Source organism: Leptospira kanakyensis, assembly GCF_004769235.1.
Taxonomy (GTDB): domain Bacteria; phylum Spirochaetota; class Leptospiria; order Leptospirales; family Leptospiraceae; genus Leptospira_A; species Leptospira_A kanakyensis.
Genome location: NZ_RQFG01000005.1, coordinates 1,093,268 through 1,113,114 on the forward strand (window position 1 = coordinate 1,093,268; position 19,847 = coordinate 1,113,114).

The 19,847-nt window shown below is 37.5% G+C and carries 20 protein-coding genes; 9 read left to right on the top strand and 11 right to left on the bottom strand.

The features are described 5' to 3' along the window. Positions 1–6: 6 nt before the first annotated feature. Together EHQ16_RS05795 and EHQ16_RS05800 are read right to left on the bottom strand one after the other, a co-directional pair. Positions 7–372, bottom strand: coding sequence for a hypothetical protein (locus EHQ16_RS05795; RefSeq protein WP_135634780.1), 366 nt, complete (start codon positions 370–372; stop codon positions 7–9). A 195-nt stretch (positions 373–567) separates the two neighbouring features. Then, positions 568–1,101, bottom strand: coding sequence for an SH3 domain-containing protein (locus EHQ16_RS05800; RefSeq protein ID WP_244241944.1), 534 nt, complete (start codon positions 1,099–1,101; stop codon positions 568–570). Positions 1,102–1,721: 620 nt separating this feature from the next. On the opposite strand from EHQ16_RS05800, the gene EHQ16_RS05805 reads away from it, so the two are divergent. Next, a complete protein-coding gene (locus tag EHQ16_RS05805; protein WP_244241945.1) occupies positions 1,722–2,798 on the top strand; it encodes a hypothetical protein in 1,077 nt (358 codons plus the stop codon). Positions 2,799–3,114: 316 nt separating this feature from the next. Here EHQ16_RS05805 and EHQ16_RS05810 read toward each other — a convergent pair whose 3' ends face one another. The 5 genes from EHQ16_RS05810 to EHQ16_RS05830 all read right to left on the bottom strand — a co-directional run bounded on the left by EHQ16_RS05810 (position 3,115) and on the right by EHQ16_RS05830 (position 9,531). After that, on the bottom strand, positions 3,115–6,801 hold the full coding sequence (locus tag EHQ16_RS05810; protein WP_135634778.1) for a fibronectin type III domain-containing protein: 3,687 nt from the start codon (positions 6,799–6,801) through the stop codon (positions 3,115–3,117). Between the two features lie 271 nt (positions 6,802–7,072). Further along, a complete protein-coding gene (locus tag EHQ16_RS05815) occupies positions 7,073–7,756 on the bottom strand; it encodes a DUF1554 domain-containing protein (protein WP_244241946.1) in 684 nt (227 codons plus the stop codon). Between the two features lie 67 nt (positions 7,757–7,823). After that, complete coding sequence (locus EHQ16_RS05820; RefSeq protein WP_135634776.1) at positions 7,824–8,459, bottom strand: ParA family protein; 636 nt, start codon at positions 8,457–8,459, stop codon at positions 7,824–7,826. Positions 8,460–8,471: 12 nt separating this feature from the next. Beyond that, on the bottom strand, positions 8,472–8,771 hold the full coding sequence (locus EHQ16_RS05825) for a hypothetical protein (RefSeq protein ID WP_244241947.1): 300 nt from the start codon (positions 8,769–8,771) through the stop codon (positions 8,472–8,474). A gap of 94 nt (positions 8,772–8,865) precedes the next feature. Next, entirely contained in the window at positions 8,866–9,531 is a 666-nt protein-coding gene (locus tag EHQ16_RS05830; protein WP_135634772.1) for a DUF1554 domain-containing protein, read from the bottom strand. 304 nt (positions 9,532–9,835) lie between these two features. Here EHQ16_RS05830 and EHQ16_RS05835 point away from each other — a divergent pair, with 304 nt between their 5' ends. Beyond that, positions 9,836–10,393 (top strand): hypothetical protein, encoded by a 558-nt coding sequence (locus EHQ16_RS05835; protein ID WP_135634769.1) that lies wholly within the window; start codon positions 9,836–9,838, stop codon positions 10,391–10,393. A 156-nt stretch (positions 10,394–10,549) separates the two neighbouring features. Then, positions 10,550–10,867, top strand: a complete 318-nt coding sequence (locus EHQ16_RS05840; protein ID WP_244241948.1) for a hypothetical protein — start codon at positions 10,550–10,552, stop codon at positions 10,865–10,867. A 141-nt stretch (positions 10,868–11,008) separates the two neighbouring features. On the opposite strand, the gene EHQ16_RS05845 is transcribed toward EHQ16_RS05840, so the two are convergent. After that, complete coding sequence (locus tag EHQ16_RS05845) at positions 11,009–11,488, bottom strand: GyrI-like domain-containing protein (RefSeq protein ID WP_135634767.1); 480 nt, start codon at positions 11,486–11,488, stop codon at positions 11,009–11,011. 48 nt (positions 11,489–11,536) lie between these two features. On the opposite strand from EHQ16_RS05845, the gene EHQ16_RS05850 reads away from it, so the two are divergent. Both EHQ16_RS05850 and EHQ16_RS05855 read left to right on the top strand, forming a co-directional pair. Further along, positions 11,537–11,734 (top strand): YiaA/YiaB family inner membrane protein, encoded by a 198-nt coding sequence (locus EHQ16_RS05850; protein ID WP_135634765.1) that lies wholly within the window; start codon positions 11,537–11,539, stop codon positions 11,732–11,734. A 28-nt stretch (positions 11,735–11,762) separates the two neighbouring features. Continuing rightward, on the top strand, positions 11,763–12,263 hold the full coding sequence (locus tag EHQ16_RS05855; protein ID WP_135634763.1) for a DUF1579 domain-containing protein: 501 nt from the start codon (positions 11,763–11,765) through the stop codon (positions 12,261–12,263). Positions 12,264–12,481: 218 nt separating this feature from the next. Here EHQ16_RS05855 and EHQ16_RS05860 read toward each other — a convergent pair whose 3' ends face one another. Then, positions 12,482–13,060, bottom strand: a complete 579-nt coding sequence (locus EHQ16_RS05860) for an LURP-one-related family protein (RefSeq protein ID WP_135634762.1) — start codon at positions 13,058–13,060, stop codon at positions 12,482–12,484. Between the two features lie 124 nt (positions 13,061–13,184). Between EHQ16_RS05860 and EHQ16_RS05865 the strand changes: the two genes are divergently transcribed. After that, positions 13,185–13,781, top strand: a complete 597-nt coding sequence (locus EHQ16_RS05865; RefSeq protein WP_135634760.1) for a TetR/AcrR family transcriptional regulator — start codon at positions 13,185–13,187, stop codon at positions 13,779–13,781. 44 nt (positions 13,782–13,825) lie between these two features. Continuing rightward, complete coding sequence (locus EHQ16_RS05870; protein ID WP_135634757.1) at positions 13,826–14,686, top strand: alpha/beta hydrolase; 861 nt, start codon at positions 13,826–13,828, stop codon at positions 14,684–14,686. A gap of 73 nt (positions 14,687–14,759) precedes the next feature. On the opposite strand, the gene EHQ16_RS05875 is transcribed toward EHQ16_RS05870, so the two are convergent. Next, the gene (locus EHQ16_RS05875; RefSeq protein WP_244241949.1) at positions 14,760–16,343 is read right to left on the bottom strand and encodes a methyl-accepting chemotaxis protein; all 1,584 of its coding nucleotides are present in this window, start codon (positions 16,341–16,343) and stop codon (positions 14,760–14,762) included. Positions 16,344–16,662: 319 nt separating this feature from the next. Between EHQ16_RS05875 and EHQ16_RS05880 the strand changes: the two genes are divergently transcribed. Then, complete coding sequence (locus tag EHQ16_RS05880) at positions 16,663–17,073, top strand: DUF3052 domain-containing protein (RefSeq protein WP_135634755.1); 411 nt, start codon at positions 16,663–16,665, stop codon at positions 17,071–17,073. Between the two features lie 10 nt (positions 17,074–17,083). On the opposite strand, the gene EHQ16_RS05885 is transcribed toward EHQ16_RS05880, so the two are convergent. After that, the gene (locus EHQ16_RS05885; protein WP_135634753.1) at positions 17,084–17,455 is read right to left on the bottom strand and encodes a hypothetical protein; all 372 of its coding nucleotides are present in this window, start codon (positions 17,453–17,455) and stop codon (positions 17,084–17,086) included. Positions 17,456–17,708: 253 nt separating this feature from the next. Between EHQ16_RS05885 and EHQ16_RS05890 the strand changes: the two genes are divergently transcribed. Next, complete coding sequence (locus EHQ16_RS05890; protein WP_135634751.1) at positions 17,709–19,700, top strand: methyl-accepting chemotaxis protein; 1,992 nt, start codon at positions 17,709–17,711, stop codon at positions 19,698–19,700. Positions 19,701–19,847 lie beyond the last annotated feature (147 nt).

Genomic DNA, 19,847 nt, shown 5'->3' on the forward strand with positions numbered 1-19,847 from the left:
TTTTATTTATATCAATTTAATGTTAGGCCATGCTCCGAACCATGTATGATAATAAAGCATATAGATTCCATACAATATCCCACATAAGATAAGAAAGATAGCCGTTTTACGGAAGACCAAAAGATTTCCCATTTCCACGGTAATTTTCAAAACGATCTTAGTTAGCCTATCGATAATGGAGAACAAAAAGAAAAAAAGCAGAAGGATCACACCCATACCGATCAAAGTCACAACGGGTTTTTCATACATACTCGTAAGACCCAATACCCGTCCGTTGATGGTTGTTACAACCAAATCGACTGCCAGTATACAAAGTAAGCGAAAATAGAAACTTAAGAATCGATGAAATAGGGTTTGTTTTGGTGAAGACATGGGATAAAATTCGAGTTTCCGAGCCAAACTTGCAAGTATGATTTATTACAATCAATGATCAATTTATAAGTTTTTTATCATCTAAATTTCTATTCTGACATAAATCATACGACTGTTAGTTTTAAAAATACTTCAAAAAGTAGGATGCCAGAGATTAACTTACCAAGCGAAGTGACTTCAAAAATTCTTTTTTTATTAATCTTGGTAAGTATAACGTGTGGTTTTGGTTCTATGGATGGTTCCATTTCTCCAAATTCTTTTTTCTTCTAAGATGGTATCATCTTTCCTAATTGGTAAGTCTGTTTCTCCCTCTTTTGGAGTGGCATAAAAGATAAAGGTTCTTGGTGCTATCCACTGTAATTCAATTCTCATATCGTCAAAAACATGGAATTTGGATTTTGATAGATCAAATACATATTTTGTGCGAACAAATCCTTTACCAGCATCAAACACTAGAAATAAATTTTGCGGAGAAACGGATTCAAAGTTACACATATGCACGTGAATTTGTTTACTGAGATTCTTCAAAAGCACACGGCGAAGATTCAAATCATACACAACACCTTCATATTCTTCCTCTTCATTTTTTATGACAATTAAAAGGAAATGTCCTATTTGTTCTGTTTTAAAAACTTTCTGATAGCGACTATCAACAGGTATTGTGTCCAATAGTTTGGAGGATTTTCCATCTAAAATCCTTAAATTTCCATCGTTCAGTTCAAATCTCAATTTTGGGAATGTATTTTTGCCAGGAAGAGAACTTTGTGGAGTTAAAAAAATATAATCTGAATAGACATATCCTTCTGAATTGTTTAAGGAACGAACCTTAGTCCAAAGCCTGTAATCCGAGTTGTCATTCGTGATTTCTTCCTACACCGTGACGATGTTATTTCCATCTAATTGTCGAATGACTTTTGATTTTTCACTTGGTTTTTCACGCAACATCACCTTGTTCCCGGAAATAGAAACATCCTTTCCATAACTGCACATTGTGAAACAAAACAAAACAAAAGAAGAAGTAGGTAAAGTCGAACGAACTGAGTCATTTCATTTCTCTTAAATAAAATATAAATTCTTTTTCGCAAGCTGTTAGAATATAGGCAATACAAAATTTCTAATCCCTTTATCTTCTTAATATCACGTATAGGGCAAACTCCCTAAAACAGAGTGTAATCCCTATTAAATTAAGATTTACTTTCATAACCTAACTTAAAAAATGTTATAGATTTATTATTATCGAATATAAATCTTTGCCGATGATGTCCTTTTTCTATCGTACAAATTGTCTGATTTTTTTTCTAAGTTTCTCTCTATCACTTTTTGCAGAAGAACCTACCAATACAAAGAAAGTGGAAAATCCCGGATCAAAATTATCCAACGAAGAAACAAAAGGTCGAAGAATTCAGATTCAAAACGATTCAATATTTGAACCGCCATTACAAAAACAGACTCCGGAGCCAGATAAAGATTTTTCTCTTAAAAAGGAAAATGGTGCTAAATACTTTACATTTTATCCTGGAGTCCAAGCAAACTTAACAGATTTGACAATTGTGTCTTCTACTGGAAGTCGTGCGGTCATGATGGACGATCAACGAATGGATCAAAATCTTTCCTTCCTTTATGATTTAAAATCGCAGGAATGGCAAATGGGAGATAGTTGGGGTTTATTCATTCTAAATCGGAATGTTAACTTTCGCCAATCCAAACAGAAAATAACAGACATTACCGCTACGAATATGTCTTCAAGTGAAGGAGAATCCGGTTCATCCAATCGATCTTCCCCAATTAAACAATATAAAAATCAAGACCTAGGCACAGAAACCTATGGAAGTTATCACATGTTACTTCCTGCAATTTATTATGGCAAAAAAGGAAATGATAAATTTAGAATTGGGTTAGGTTTAGGATATTCAAAAGTCAACATACAAGGTACCGCAGATTTTAATGATGGAAATGGTTATTTTGCTAACCTAATGGTATTTAGTGGCGGAAGAAATCTCGATGAAAGAATCGACAACATAGGCAGATATTCTTTATTAAATAACGGAAACATTGATGGTGATCCCTATCGTGCTTATTTGTTATCCAATTTATCTTATGGAAATAATTTAGAAGCGCTTGGAGCTTATACCCTCATTAAGGGAGATGTAAATCCCAAAACGATCAATCCATTGTTAGCTTTATATTATGCACAAACTACTGGAAATAATTTAAGTCCGCTTGAACTTTATGCTTTGTTAACCTTAGGAATCGGAAGAGTCAATTCCTCAACCAACTATGCAAAGAGTTTTTATTTTTTTTGGGAGATTCCCATTGGTTCTATCAATTGGAGATTGGGTTTAGGTGGGCCATTCTATGCACAAAATGGTTATAAAATTTCCTTTTCCACGGTTGAAATGTCTTTTTATATGCCGATTGAATTCTAGGATTATTTGATTCGGCTTTTTGTAATCGGCAAAAGAACAATGTAAAAAACAAAAACAGAGAATCCAATTCAGACAGAATAAAATAATTGGGTGTTGGATTTTTTAAGTAAAATCAAATTTTGACTTCAAAAATCTAATCTGCACTTGTCTTATATTAGTTGATTGATATCCTTCTCTTGAATCAATCGGGCTCACTTCGGGATGCGCTGACGCTTTCGTCTCACCTTTGTCAGGTGAGACGGTTATATTTCGGAGACATTTGAAATATTAATTCTCATTTTTTAACGTGAGGTAAAATTTTTTTTTCTAAAAAAGATTACTGAATATAAAGCGATGGTCTAGAACCTGTATCATTTCGTGTGACCGCAATTATCTTTGCATTCATCTGATCTAACAATAAAGTGGGATACATACCAGAATAAGTATCCTGACCAACAGAAATATCCCGATGGGAACAACTTGTTCCGTCCACATTGCATCTGAATAAACTTGGCTTTTCTTGATTAGCGCCATTTTGGGTTACCACAAATATTTTTCCACCAGAATTATCGATTACCACGCTAGGATTTGTTCCTGACATTGATCCTTGTCCTACTGAAATATCCGTATGGGAACAACTTGATCCATCTAGATTGCATCTAAATAAACTTGGCTTTGCAGCATTCGCTCCATTTGAAGTGACAACCAACAACTTACTGTTAATTTGATCAATAACGATACTAGGAGAATATCCAGAACTGTTTCCTTGGCCAGCAGATATATCCGTATGGGAACAACCTGATCCATCTAGATTGCATCTAAATAAACTTGGTTTTGAATTATTCGCTCCATTTGAAGTGACAACCAACAACTTACTGCTAATTTGATCGATAACGATACTAGGGTAATTACCTGAAAAGGATCCTTGACCCACTGAAATATCCGTATGGGAACAAGAAGATCCGTCTAAATTACATCTGAATAAACTCGGTTTATAATTGTTTGCTAGATTTGTAGTAACAACTAACAACTTTTTATTAACTAGATCAATTGCCAAACTTGAGTAGAATCCAGAATTAGTTCCTTGACCAACCGAAATATCCGTATGAGAACAATTTGTCCCATCTAAATTACACCTAAATAAGCTAGGTTTAGCGTTATTTGTTCCATTCGCCGTTACAACCAACAGTTTCATATTTATGTAATCTATGATCGAATTTATGTAAGAGCCCGAATAACTTCCTTGTCCTGCTGAAATATCAATTAGATTGCATCCGCTTCCATCAAAATTACATCTGAATAAACCTGGTTTGGAATTATTCGCTCCGTTATTTGTAATAACCAATAGTTTTTGATTAAATGTATCGATAACTGCGCTTATTTCCATACCCGATCCAACTGGACCTACAGTTAAAGCAACATGTGTTGTACTACCTGTACCTATTTGTGCAAACGGCATAAAAGCCTTAGCTTCCATTGAAGACAACGCACTTCCCCCCGTTGGTCCATTCGCTGCCACCCTAAAGTAATACATAGATCCACTTGTTAATCCAGGAATTGTAGTAAACGGATTAGTGATAGATCCTATATTAGTCGATATACTTGAAACTCCTGGACTGGTGCTGTAATAAACTGTGTATGAGGTAGCACCTGTTACTGGAGTCCAGTGTACAAAAGCGTTGCTTCCTCCTGCTTGAGCTTCTACAACGACTGGAGAATCTAAATTAACTGGATTCACTTTTATTGTTACTAAGGAAGCGGAAGTTCGGTTTCCTCCTGCGCAACTGCCTGCATTGTCTTTAAAGGAAAATTCAAATATATAATCACCAATTGCATCAGGTAAAACTTTAGCTAATTTACTATTACTATTTTGAATATCACCATTTGCCAAATTGGATAGTGGTGGTTTGGAGACCAATCTCCAATTGTATTCATATAAATTTGATTGAGCTCCGCAAAAGGAGGCGTCTGGGTCAAACGATTGTGTTGCATTAAGTGATGCTTCAAATCCTGAAGTTATCGCAATATTCGTTGCCACCTGGATCACAGGAGTTTGGTTGGCAAATGGTGTGGTGGCTTGTAAAATCCCACTCCAAAGACTTCGGTTCCCTCCATGGTCAAAAGCGCGGATACAAAAATAATGAACTGTTCCTGAAGACAATCCACTGATGGTAAACTCTAATGGAGTGCCTGCAGGTGACGCCACTACCGTATTCGGAACAAAGACACCCGCCGAACAGTCGTCATCTGAATTGATGGGAGTGGAACGACGTCTGATTTCATAAGCGGAGGCAGAACCAACATTTCCATTGTCTCCCACTGCAATCCAAGTCAGTTTGATTTGTTGGTAGGATTCGACAGTTGCAGTTGCGGTTGTGATATCAGCAGGTGGGACTAAGTCTGTTGGTGCATAGGTTGTGGTGGAGACAACTCCGGACCAAGAATTGCGATTCCCTGCAGAATCAATGGCGCGAACACAAAAATAGTATGTTGATTGCGGGAGGTGGCCATCAATTTCTTTTGTTTCCACTAACCCTGCGTTTTTTGGAATCATCGTATGTGCAATCCCAGTAGCAGCATCACATTGCAAATTGTTTGTGATGGGGGAAGTGGACCTTCTGATCTCATACGCAGATGCTTGTCCTAATGCACCTACACTGCCCGGAGCTGTCCATCGCAACTGGATTCTGGATGAGGACATCGGTGTTGCCACCAAATCGGTGATATTCGACGGAGCAATGGTATCGGCAACATGAACGGAAGCAGATGCTTCATGAGTTTGGTACGTGGCAAACACTCCCGCAATGCCAGGAGTGGTTGCTGTGAAAGTAGATGAATTCAGATTGCCTATGGGGCCTCCACCAAGGCCAACGCCAGTGGTGTGGAAATTGACATTCACAAATTTTTGAACACCGGCAAGGAACCCTCGAGCAGAAAACGTAATGGGTTCATTCACCTGCACCCAAGCTTGTGTTGGTAAAATTTCCAAGCTGTCAATGACAACAGGAAGTCCTGGTGGGTATGTGGTTCCTCCTGGTGGACTACTTGCATTGTTCGGATTGTATCCATTATCGAGTTCCCAAACATCATTGTATCCATCACCATCACGATCTGGAGTGTATTGGCTGATGTAAGCAGGGTTCCCTGAGTCAGTAGGGTATAAAAACGTTCCTGTAGATGGCCTAGCCGTTTTCTGACCATGGATATCGACGGCAACGATCTGAATTAAGATTCCACCAGGACTCATTGCTTCGTAAGGGATATTGGATCTATACCAATTTGTTGTTCCTTCTCTTGTCATCGAGAAGTAGTTAGTTGGTCCACCCGCAGGTCCTACCACCAAATACACATTCATGGCATCATTGTCTGGTTCAAACACATCAGCTCTTATTTCATACGGAATATGGCGAGTGCTAGGTTTTAGATAATAGTAGGCACCATTGATGACAGGAGGTAAATTCCCTGGTGGAGGAGTTCCCCCGCCAAACAGTGAAAAACTTTTTGTTTGAAAGACAATTCTTTCTGATTCAAGTGTTGTGTTGACGCCGGCCCAACCAGGCATTCTTTCTGCATCTGGTTCTGTGCTCTTGGTAGAGACATGAAAACCTCTACTTTTTCCAAAGTTAAGATTCATCGATTGTGCTTTGGCACGGTCCAGAGTGATGGTGACTAAAACTTCTTTTTTGAATTGGTAAGATGGAGTGATTTGGTAGATGGAACTTGTTGGCACATAACCAGAAGGAAGTGGTGCTTGGGTTGATTCGTATTTCGTAATTTTAAAGTCGACGGTTTCCTCCATCGCACCTTCAGGGATCAAAATCGTAAAAAGTTCGTCACTGGATTGGATGCGTGTTCCCGATGGAGTCCCCGTTCCACCACCTGCAGGAACCCCTACATCCTTAGAACCTAAGAGTACCAACAAAGAGTCTTTAGAGAATTCATTATTGGTTCGATTGAAATCTAAAAATGCAATGCAGTTCCCAAACACTAAGGTGCTGAGTAAAATCCAAATTGTCTTTTTCATATTAAAGTTTCCTAATTCGCTTATTTGTTTTCAATTTTGAGAGTTTTCGAAGAAAGAATGCCCTCTAATGAATGCGTTTGTTTTGTCTGTTCATTTCGAAATACTACACCCAATCCGTTTTGATCAATGCGCATCATACCTGCATTGATTCCTATTCTATCATGTACACCTAATTACCATCATGTTATGAATTTATGCAAGTCAATAAATTGATTCGTTTTCAGATACAGAGCCCAATCTAATTCTTTTTTAATTAATAAATTTAATCCATTTATTGCTCCACACAAAAGATGATTGAAGCTGAACTGCAGTTCCCTATGGAAGGGGAGTGCAAAGTAACACTATTTGCGGAGGCACCTGCGTTCGAAGTAGTTCCAATCGTCCAACGATTGCAATGGTTTGTTGCGCTAAGCCAACCCGTACTGAAACCCGTTAAAATCGAAGTTACAATCGTCGGACTTTCCGCATGTTGCAAATGCGCAGTAAAAATTCCTGCACTATTCGTAATCATAAAGTTCCCTCCATCAACTGCTCTATAATAAGGAGTATTAGGCTTTAAAACCCAATCTTTATTTTCAGTGACTCCTCCCGTTGAACAATCACTTGTAGTACACGCAATGCGATTCACGTCATCGGCAAGAAAAGCTTTAAACACTGCTCTAGCTGGTAGCATTGGTTTTTTTGCATCATTCATACAAATGGCATCGGCACCAGAGATACCTCCGCGTGCGCCAGTATAACTAGTACTCGTGGAAAAAAACCGACACCTTGTACACACGGGAATTGCCGTTTGGCAATCAGTCGTTTGACCTGTAAGACAAAGAATCGATTGTGTCTGCCAAAATGCTTCCGTGCCGAATTCGTTTGGGTTATTTAAGTCTAGTTTTGTGCATTGGAAAAACAAAAGGGAACAGGCAAGTAAGAAACGATTCAGAAAACCTAATTCATTATTCAAAAACAATCTTAAAGTAGTGTTTGGCGACCGTTGGTATAAGAAGTTAAAAATCTGATCTTAAATCCTTCTATCCTCTCATAAACGGAAATAAATCGGAAACAATAATCTCTCCTAGTTTAAGCACTTCGTTTTCAACTTTTTTCCTGTCTTTGTCTTCTAGAGCAAGCGATGATAACTGATTGATCGAACGATTTAAAGGCAAACGAATTGCATCGAAGGTGCGACCACTAATTCCATCGGCCCTTTCATTTCTAAACAAAGAATTTCTGATAAAGGAATCCTTAATTTCTTTTTCTAAGTATTTTGCTACTACCTGATCTAAATCTTTCTCCTTAACTTCTTTATCATTTTTATCAAAAAAGTTAATGATCATATGGGAAAAAACGGGAGACCTCAAATTTAAGAAATTTATTTTTTCTTCCTTTGTAGTTGGATTCAAATGTTTGAATAATTCAGGAAAGTATTGGTTTGTGAATCGAACTAAATTGATCACAGAAGATCCATTATTAAAGTTAATCGGAGGAATGATGACATCACTCAGAGAAATGGCAAGCATGGAATAATACCACCAACCCGGCGGACTATCAATGATCACAACATCAAACTTACGATGCAATGGAGTTGCTGATCCAGGTTGTGGAATTGTAATTCCTTGTTTCATTAACTTAGAAATCGTTTTTGCAGAGCTAATGCTCCGTACCATTCCAAAACCGATTTAAGAAATATTTTCTTCAAACCGTAGGCGCGCCACTTCTGCTTCTTTTTCCCAACGAAGATTTCGATATGCCTCACCCCAACTTTGTTTGTAATAGAACTTTCGAAAAATCCATTCTCCAAAATAGAGAATTCCAAAGACAAACGGAGAAAACAAACGTTGTTGGCGCTGATGAACAAACTCGTGTATGGCGATTCCTTGCCAGTATTTTTTATTTTTGTAATCGATACAAGAACAACTTAAAAAACAAAAACAAAGAAAACTAGCTCCTTCCGCATATAAAATGTGGATAGAACCCAATTTTCCCTGGGGAAGATAAACTTTAATCTGGGGAATAAAACAAAAAATCCAAGTCAGACAGAAGAAGATTAAAAAAACAAATGCAAAGGTGATTTTACTGCTCCACACAAAAGATAACGGAAGGATTGGCGCAATCGCCATTAGTAGAAACATGTAATGAGGAACTATATAAAGCAACACGTGCCGAAGCTGTTGTTCCTTGCGTCCAACCGGCACAGTTTCCTCCGGATAGTGTAGTCCAACCATTTGTGAATAGTCCTGTAAAAACATTAGTAACTTGCGGATTCTCTGCATCATTGGTTTGGCTTGTAAAAATTCCCAAACTATTGGTCGTCGCAATGGTCACATTATCAGCTGTTCGTACATACGCAGTATTGGGTTTCAAAACCCAATCCACATGTTCGGAAGTTCCTCCCGTCAGACAATCGGTTGAAGTACAAGCAATTCGATTCACCTCATCCACAAGAAAAGCTTTATATACCGCACCCACTGGCATTGGTGGTTTTTTGGAGTCATTCATACATTTGGCATCGGCTCCGAGAATGCCTCCCCGATTGCCATTATAGGTTACACTGGTGGAAAAAAATTTACAGGTTGTACAAACAGGAACTGCCATCCGGCATGCAGCAGTCTGCCCTGTGAGACATAGGATGGTTTGGTTTTCTAAATAAGAATCAGTTCCAAAATCACTTGGATTATTGAATTCTGGCTCTGTGCAATGGATGAAAGCAACAAGTATGAAGAGAAGTCCGAAACGCATCGATACATTCTATCCTGATTGAATTTTCGATCAACTAAGAATTCAATTCATTCGTATAGAATTACTCAACTTATGTTTGGAAAGATTTTATGTACCAAAACAATTGAACAATAGAATCAATCGAAGTTTAAATCATTCTAACCAAGATCACTGTTCACAACAAAATACATGTTATGCGAATGTGAAAACGAATGCATTCACCAAAAAGTAAATTCGAATTTGCTATAAGAAGGAAACCACCACCTTCAAAAACTAATCTTGACAATTGAATGAGAATTCATTCAAAATAAGCATCGGAAACTTTATGCCATTTGATACAACGATCCAATGCCCTTGGTGCAAAACTCAATATCCAAATACAAAATTAACTAACTGTACAAATTGTGGAGGAACCCTCGAATACTCTTTCAACTCTGACGATCTTGGGTCTGAACCTCCAAACGCACCAAGAGTCCTTCCAACAAAATTCAAACGAAGGATCAAATACACAGGCAATGTAATGACCCTCATCGGAATCATTTTCACAATTCCATTTTTTTGGACGATTTTATTTCCCATCATTGGGATCTATTGTTGGCGAAGGGGTTTACGTACTGCGAATGACGAACTCATTCCCTTAGAACAAGGAAAGGCCACAGTTGGCGAAATCATAGACATTCGCAAAGACTACACTCAATCGTTAAACGGCAAATCGCCAACAATTGTTGAATTTGTATTTGAAGTAAGTGGAAAAAAATATACAGGAAATGTTGGCAATATTTATGAATCAGTCCATCTAACAAAAAAAATCGGTGATAAACTTTGGATTGTCTTCATGCCAAAAGAACCTGAAATCAGTAGTGTTTGGCCCCCTTTGGTATAGGATGATTCAAATCTGATCTTAAATCCTAAGTCGTTCTGTGGAAGGAAGGTGATTATCTAAAAAATAAAAATAGAGACATTATGAACAGGTTCATTTGCTAAAACAAATAAACATTTCACTTTACCAACCAAAAGGAAATCGAAAAAATCGAAAAATATGCCACTCAGTGATATGCAAATGAAACTGATCCAAGAATCAAGGGTCATACTAGTTCAAAATCTTCACCTTACCAATGAAGACGCCATTGTGGTGATTTCAAAAGCAATAAAAAAAGAACTAACCATCAGAAAAACTACTTTGGAACTTTTGGAAATTTCTACCTTATCAGAGAGAACTTCCTTTGTTCGAGCTGTTGTCAAACATGTCCAAGACCAGATTATGGAAAATCCAGAATGGAGATCGAATCAGGTAGAACGATACATTGAAAAATTCTACCAAACACTTCATAAAATTATGAACCCAGATCCAGAATGAACATGATTTTTTCTTTAGTGCGTTCCCAATCTCTTTCTATAAAAACATTTTATTTTTCAATGGGTCAGGCTTCTCCGGGGTGCGCTTACGCTCCCGTCCCCTTCCATCTAACGATAGCAGGTGACCAAGCCCTTCGTATCCTTAACGCGGTTTTATTGGTATATAAACCAATTCTTCTGAACTAGGATCATCATTTTTGTATTTTTCACCGAGCACTTCAAAATGGGGCCGATTGTCCAAATCATATTCAGAGTTAGGAAACCATTCTCTAAAAATCCATTGAAAAAACGGGCCCGCTTCACTCGCCAAACCTTTGTAAGGGAACACACTATAAAATCCCGCAGGAATTTCCAAAACTTCCAATCCCTCCGGTAAGTTCGTTAGAGAGGAAACTTCTACTCCCGCCCATTTGACAAAACTTCGATTTAAATTAAAATTTTGAAAATAATCGATCGGATAAACTGACAAAGAAATCATTTCCTTTGAAACTCGGTTTTGAATGGAACTAATGGAGGGAACAAAAGACTTCCATAAAGTTGGTGTTAGACTTTGAGACAAAGACATTTCAATTTTTTTACCAACTAAGTATTTTTTCTCTATAGAGATGATTTCAGAATCCATAACCAATCAATCTTTCTATGACTCCATATTTCAATCAGGATTATTTATATGATACTAACAAAATTCTTGACCAAATCGGAAAAGGTCAATACAACTTCCGAAATGATGTTAAACGAAAAAGGTTTTTATATTACGATTTTAATGTATGGATTATTTTCTGCCATTGCAGTTCAAAAAAATGTCTGTGATTTACGAATGGCCGAAGGAAATATCAAACCAGAACTCTCTCCAAAAGATAGAAATTAACAAATCAATCACAAAGGTAAGGAACCATATGTCATCAAACAAATTTGAAGAATCTCTAACAAATGGGGCTCACAAACAATTACAAAGTATAGTGGGTCATTGGGCTGGCAAAACCAAAACTTGGTTTGAAAAAGATGTCCTCGCAGATGAATCCAATGCAGAAGCCACCATCACTACCTTGTTAGATGGCAGATTTATCTCAATCGATTACCGCAGTAGTTTGGATGGAAAACCCTTTGTGGGAAAAATGATCCTTGGTTTTGATATCCCTTACCAAAGATATACAAGTTCCTGGATTGATAGTTTCCATATGGGAACTCAAATCATGTTATCGAGTGGAGAAGGAGATGAAAAAGGATTTTCTGTCTTAGGTTCCTATGGGAATCCAGAATACGGAGAAAAACTTTGGGGTTGGAGAACAGAAATTCAATTCATCGGCGATAAAGAATTTTCCCTAACTGCATTTAACATCTCTCCCGAAGGGGAAGAAGCAAAGGCTACAGAAACCTTTTACAAAAGAATGGGATAGAAGTTTAGAGGAATTATTTTAAACGACAAAAAAATAAGTAATGTTTCTTTTCCCTTTGGGCGTTCCCAATCCCTCCTAACAGCCGTATTTCTTCTGTAAAGGGTCAGGCTACTCCGGGGTTCGCTTTCGCTCCCGTCACCTTCCATCTAATGATGGCAGGTGACCAAGCCCTTCGTATCCTTAACGCAGGATAGTAAATTGTAAGACAATCGCAAAATCTATTGTTGTCTTCCTTCAATGATTTGTAACAAAATGACTATTGCAATCCCCATTCTTCGATCGAGTGCATTGGCATTATCGGAAGAAAAATCTATATTGAATTGAGGAACAAAAGGGTTAAAAGTTTGTTTTAAAACTCCCACCTGATTTTTATTTAATGTAATAAAAAAACTTTGAGGAATTAAATTGGTTAGAAAACGACGAAGAATTGCTTTGAACATACTATCTTCATCAATGGAACCAATCACTTGGTCTTTTGTGTCGAGTATTTCCCAAGAATCTTTTAGGATAGATTTAAAACCTTTTCTGCGGAGTGATCCAATCGCCTCATTCGAAGTAACATCTACTACATCGTAAATAGCAGAAAAATCGATCACACTTCGTGCTTTTATTTTTAAGAGTTCTTTTGTTTTGGTTTCATCTGCATAAACGGAAATATCTTCCTTTAGTTTAAAGGCTTTCTGTTTTACAAAAAAAAGAAGTTTGTTTTTGCTCTCATCAAAAATACGAATTTCGCCGCCAAAGATTTTCAAAAAACTTTTTTTAGCAAAATATTTGTTAAATGTGTACTGTTGCATAGGCCACGATTGTAACCAATCCTCACCAAACTCAAGTCAAAAAGGATTCAAAACTGCCAACGGAAACACCGGAATCTAAAAAAAAATACTTTACAAAATTAAACGAACGATCGTACTTTTATTTATGGGCAAAGGTGAGGATACAAAATCAATGATTTTGGACAAAGCTGTCCAAATGGCGAGTGTCCAGGGCCTGGAAGGACTTACCATAGGATCCCTCGCCGATGAATTGGGAATGTCCAAAAGTGGACTTTTTGCCAAATTTGCTTCCAAAGAAAACCTCCAAATCGAAGTTCTCCGAGTTGGAAGTGAGCTCTTTCGCAGAAATGTAGTCTATCCCGCACTCAAAACTAAACCCGGCCTAAACAGACTCAAAACAGCATTTCAAATGTGGTTGTCTTGGGCACATACGGATAACCTACCGGGAGGGTGTTTGTTTTTGTCTTCTAGTTCAGAATTTGACGATAGACCTGGTGTTGTTAGAGATCATTTGAAAAAAACACAACTCAGTTGGCAGAAGACTTTAAGACAATTTGTACAAGATGCAAAAGATACTTTAGAGTTAGATGCAAATACAAATGTAGATAAGATGGTGCAAGAAATTTGGGGCCTCATCTTAGGTTTCCATTTTTACAATAGACTTTTAGAAGACAAAAACTCGGAAAAAAGGACCAAACAAAGTTTCAACGAGTTACTCAAAAGACACCAATATGAAAATTAAAAAGAATTTTTAGTAGAGATCATCAAAGAAAAGGAATTAAAATTATGGAAACAAATAGCACGATCGTTCGTTCTTTAAATAGGAATTATCCTATCACGATGGAAGAAAAATGGGCATTTGCCAAAAGAAAACCAATGTTCTTTGGTTATGTGGCTGCTCAGTATTTTTTATCAACACAGAAACAAAAACCTTCCAGAAAGGAAATGGATGTACTAGCGCTTGCTGAACAAAAAGAGTTTCAAGAAAAAGAACACCACATCCAATACTTTCATTGGAAGGGTGAAGGAAAAACCATCCTTCTCGTTCATGGATGGAATGGGCACACTGGAAATTTTGCAAGGATTGTACCGGCACTTTTAGAAGAAGGATACAATGTCATTGGTATTGATCTACCAGGGCATGGTTTTTCTACCGGAAGGTTTTCCAATATTGTTCTCTCAGCAAAAATGGTTCGAAGACTTGTAAGTGAAGTTGGAAATCCAGATTATATCATCACACATTCATTTGGTGGCGCCGTTGCTACCGTTGCACAAGAATTAGGTGTATTGGCCCAAAAGTTGGTTTATATTGCACCTCCATTGAGATTAGAAATCTTAAGAAAAAGTTTTAGTGACTACTACCGTTTAAGCGAAGAAGAACAAGAAGCCATGCGACTGGTTTTAGAAAGAAAGGTTTCACAACCTCTCAGCAGTTTGGATTTGGGAGCCGCTGGGCCAAAGATGAACAACTCTCTTCTTGTCATTCATGATGAAGATGATTTAGAGATTCCATTTTCTATGGGCCTTGCTGTATCAAAAGCTTGGAAACAATCGAAACTCGTTAAAACAAAAGGTCTCGGTCACAAAATGATTTTGCGAACCGAGAGTGTAAAGGATGAGATCATCAGTTTTTTAAAAGAGGTTTAAACAATTTAAAACAAACTTAAGAATGACTTGCGTTAGTTTGAATTAGATTGGATCAAAATACCAAAAGAAAGAACTAAGTTTGGCTCATAGATGCTAATTTATTAGATTCATCTTTGATCATTTGAATATGTTCTTCTAGATCTTTGGAGGCACGACTGATTTCGTTCACCTCCATTTCTAGTTGAACTATTCCTTTGGATGCTTCCTTTTGGCCAAGTAACTGCTCTTTGGTGGATTCTGAAATTTGTTTCGATAACTCTCGGATTTGAGCCAACTCCACTAAAATTGCCGATAGTGTATTTCTCTGTTCCAAAAACAAACGATTCATATCTTGGATTTCTACAAGAGTTTGGTTCAATCGATCAATTTGAGACTTTGCGAGTTCCCCCGTTTCTTTGGAGGCATTTCTGGCGTTCGCTATGATTTCTTTGGAACTTTTGACTACGACGGCGATTCGTTTTACGTTATTTTTCGTAAACTCGGCAAGTTTACTCACTTCGTTGGCCACAACGGCAAATCCTTTTCCTACATCCCCTGCCCTTGCTGCTTCAATCGAAGCATTTAACGCAAGTAAGTTTGTTTTTTCTCCAATTTCTGCAACGATGTTATTAATTTCATTCACTTGGTCAAAAGAAGATTGAATGGATTCCAAATGAGTCGCCGTTTGGTCGGCAACTTCTGTGACAGACATACTTTCTTTTTTATTGATCTCAGCGATTTCGACAAGGTGTTCACTTTGTACAAGAATTTGATCCACAGTTTCTTTTAGAATTTCTGTATCTGCGACCATACCTTGAACTTTATTATTTTGTTCTTCAATGGAAGATCCATTGGATTCGAAAGAACTTGATAATTCGGAAATGACAGCCGTGATTTCTTCTAAGGAAGCAGCTTGTGATTCTAGTTTGATAGAAGTTTGTGAAACAAAATTACTAAAATTGGTGATGGAACTTTCTAATTTTATGGCAGCATTGGCAGAAATTTTATTTCGTTCTTTGGTTTGATCAAGTAACATTTCTGCTTCATTTGCTTTTAGCTCCGCAAGTGAACTAATTTTCGTTAGTAGCTGGACAAGTAAACTAACAATGTATCCGGCAATCATTATAAAAATTGGTTTCATCACTTCCCCAGCCAAACCAACATAACCCATCTGACGGGACAATTCCGGATTCACAGAAAGTTTGATACCTGCAATATTCACAGCACAATACAAAGCTACTGCTGAAGTGATCGCACCAATGAACGAGTTTAACAAAACAAATTTTCGATCTCCTAAAAATCCAGAATAGATGGCATTAAAAAAGAAGATAAAATAAACTACAGCGTTAGCAAGTGCAGCTTGAGCTTCTTTCAAACTCAAAGTACAATCCATAATGATGGTTCCACCAAGAACCAAAGTATCGAGTAATATCAGAGATTTATGAAACCAAGTCGGAGGGTTTGTTTTTTTTTCTAAGACATAAGCAACAGCACAATAGAATCCCATCGTACAAGTTCCGATCATATGGATCAAAAACATCTTTGGTTGGAATTCGTCCTTGGCTCCGATCATCGCGAGAAGGAATAAAAGAACCAGTCCAAACCTGATTCTGTTGATGATAATTTTCCCTTGTTTCCAAAGATCCGCAATCGTTAACACTGAATACCCTCGATTCATTACATCGCCAGAATGGCGATTAGGTGCAATATTTTATTCGTCTCCATTCATCTACGGATCAAAACCAGCGGAAATACTCTGTATTTCTCAATTTTTTAAGTGAAATTTGAATTTTTCTGGGAGAACGGACAGTTCGTATTTAGTTTCCTCGGTGACTGTTTAAAACTTGGAATGAATCTAACAATATCCAAACTTTTCAGCTTAAATCGGTGTTGGCCGAAGCAAAAAAAGAAGGAATCTATTAGATAAGTTCTTTTTTATCAAACAAAACAGATATATATTCTAAATCGAAAGTTTGATAGTTAAGGAATTTTATCTTATGACGGCCGGATATTCAGGAAAACCACTCGTTGAAAAACTGGGGATCAAAGAGAACATGATCCTTCACTTTGTCAATCTCCCCTCTAAAGACTTTACTAACAATTGGGGGACATTTCCCAAAACAATCAATATCGTAGACAAACCAAAACTGGGAATTGATATGATTCATTTTTTCACCACATCATCAAAAGAGTACAACGCAAAATTACCTAAACTCATCAAATTCATAAAGCCAACAGGGATGATTTGGATCTCTTGGCCAAAAAAAACTTCCAAAATTCCATCTGATATGAATGAAAATCTCATCCGCGATTTTGCTTTGGAATTAGGACTCGTTGATGTGAAAGTATGTGCTGTAGATGAAATTTGGTCTGGATTAAAATTGGTTATCAGAAAAGAAAATCGGTAAACGAAAATGATTATGCGTGCAATTTAATTTCACTCGATAACCAAACCAATGCTTCTTCCTTGGTATCAAATAGTTTAAATTTATTATCCGAATTTAGAATTCTATAAACATCTAAAATAGCAACCTTTGCAAAATTAAGTCCTATGACTGCCGTTTTGATGATCTTTTGTTTTCGTAATAAACCGATTTCTCCATTCATCATTTCACTGATATAAGCTTCGGATAAAAAGGTATTCGTAAAATCGATAAGACTGTAGAATTTTTCATCTTCTTTGCGATAGATTTGGATGATTTCGTGTAATCTCTCAATCATTTGTTCTGGCTCCAAATCCTGATAATTTGCATAAAATACTTTTTTTCCTTCGATTTCAAACCAGCTCAAATAGAAACTCCTGATCCTGATAACATAGAAAATCCCGTTTTAAAAATGAAAACCAATTCTGAGTCATTTACGGGTTTAGACTGTCTAGGTGAATGTCCGAAATTTTTTCGGAACTTCCGTACAAGATGCCCAAAAAATTGATTTTTCTGACCATCTCTAAATTTTCATTAGAACCATTCAAATATGTAGTTTGACAAATCCCATCCATAAATCATGAAATATGATTCTATTTGTTTTAACCGGGATCAGAAAAATGAAATTCAATAGCCTAAAGACTGTCATTGTCACCCTGAGTGTTGCCGTAATCGTTGTCTTGGCACTGGGAATTTCTTCCTTTGCTTATTTCATTGGCAAAACCTATATTGTCGACGCCTACATCGGTGAGATGAAAAATGTAGCCAGACTTTCCGGCAAACAAATCCGAAATTTTTTCGACCAACAATTTCAATTAGCAGAGTTTACCGCTTCAAATCCTGAATTTGCCGATCGTTGCATTAAAAAAGACCGTAAGTATCTGGACCCACTCCTAGCCAACCTCAGCCAAAAATTTGGAGTTTATGAAAATGTTTTCCTTTCAACCGCTGAAGAAAATCCCATTGTTTTTTCTGATGCCACCGGTAAAGCCATTGGCTTTCGTTGGGGAAATACAGGTTTCGATGAAAATATCAAAGCCGTTCTCCAAGGAAAACCACTTTTAAGTAAGGTGAACCGTTCTCCTGTCACCCAGGAACCCGTTGCCGTTTTAACAATGCCAGTTTTCCAAGGCAAACAAGTTGTGGCGATCTTTGCCTTTGCCATCTCCTTAAATCACCTCACCGATGAAGTTGTGAAGGATGTCAAAATTGGAAAAGAAGGTTTTGTTGCTATTACAGATAGAGAAGGCCAAGTCATTGGTCATCCTGATAAAAAGTTAATTCTCAATCTCGATATTAAAAAACTGGATTGGGGAAGGAAATTACTCGAATTAAAGTCCGAAGAACATATGGAGTATTTTTTCGGAAGAGAAAAAATTGCTACCGTGTTTGATTTAGAAGTATATAACATACGTTTAGCGACAATTGCATCGAAAGATGAAATTTTAACCGTTGTTCACGATATGTTATTAAAAATTGGAATTTTTGTGATTACGATTTTGAGTATTTCGATTTTTGCTCTTTCTCGTTTGATCACAAAAAGATTAAAACCAATTTCAGGACTTAGAGATCTTTTGAAAAAAATGTCTGCTGGTGACTTAAGCCAATCTTTGTCGATCACACATGATGATGAGATTGGAGAACTGAGCGGTGATACAAATTCTTTTTTAGTCAGTCTTCGAAAGATCGTATCAGAGATTCAGTTTATATCTCAAGAACTTGCTTCGAGTGCTGGACAACTTTCCTCTAGTTCCGACAGTTTTTCTGGAGGAGCACAAGCCACCGCTGCTTCCACAGAACAGATGTCAGCCACTGTGGAAGAAATGTCTGCCAGCATGGAAAACATTACTGGTTCCATTGACATCCAACATAGAAACATTTCTCAATTCCAGATCAGAATCCAAGAGTTAGCCGATAGTGTCAAAAAAGTGGCTGATGAAATTGATCATACACTCACACGAATGAAATCCATTTCTAACCAAGCAAAAGAAGGCGAACAGTCCCTCACCGGAATGAATGATATGATCAGTAATATCTTAAAATCTTCTGATGAGATGAAAGCCATCATTGCCATCATCAATGAAATTTCAGACCAAACACAACTCTTAGCTCTTAACGCAGCGATTGAAGCCGCTCGTGCTGGAGATGCGGGAAGAGGATTTGCGGTTGTGGCAGAAGAGATTTCCAAACTAGCAATTCGAACTGCATCTTCTATCAAATCGATTTCGGAAATGATCAACAAAAACTCTAAAGAACTGGATGGCGGTGCGAAGAGCATCCAATCTTCCACATCCCTCATCCAAGAAATCATTAGAAACATCAATGGAGTTTCCGAAGCAATGGATTCTCTTTATACGGTTATGGGATCCCAATCCGAAATCAACCAATCGGTTTTGGAAAACTCTGGAATCGTCAAAGGAGAATCAGACCAGATCAAAGTGGCTGCCGACGAACAAAGAGGAGCTGTTAGGGAGATTACTGATGTCATCACCCAAATCAATGAACATACCATCAACACCGCTGCTGGTGCCGAAGAGATGTCTTCCTCTGCCAAAAATCTTTCCAATACAGCCGACAAATTGAAAGGGATTTGCGACCAGTTCCAATTGTAATAGAACATAGGTTTCCAAGCGGAAGGGATCGCAGTGGAAATCCTTTCGCCTCGCGAAAGATTGGAACGTAGAGCCCGGTCCGCCACCGCTCCGGTGGTGGATCCGCCCAAAATATAAATCAATAGATCTAGATTTTTCACGAATCAA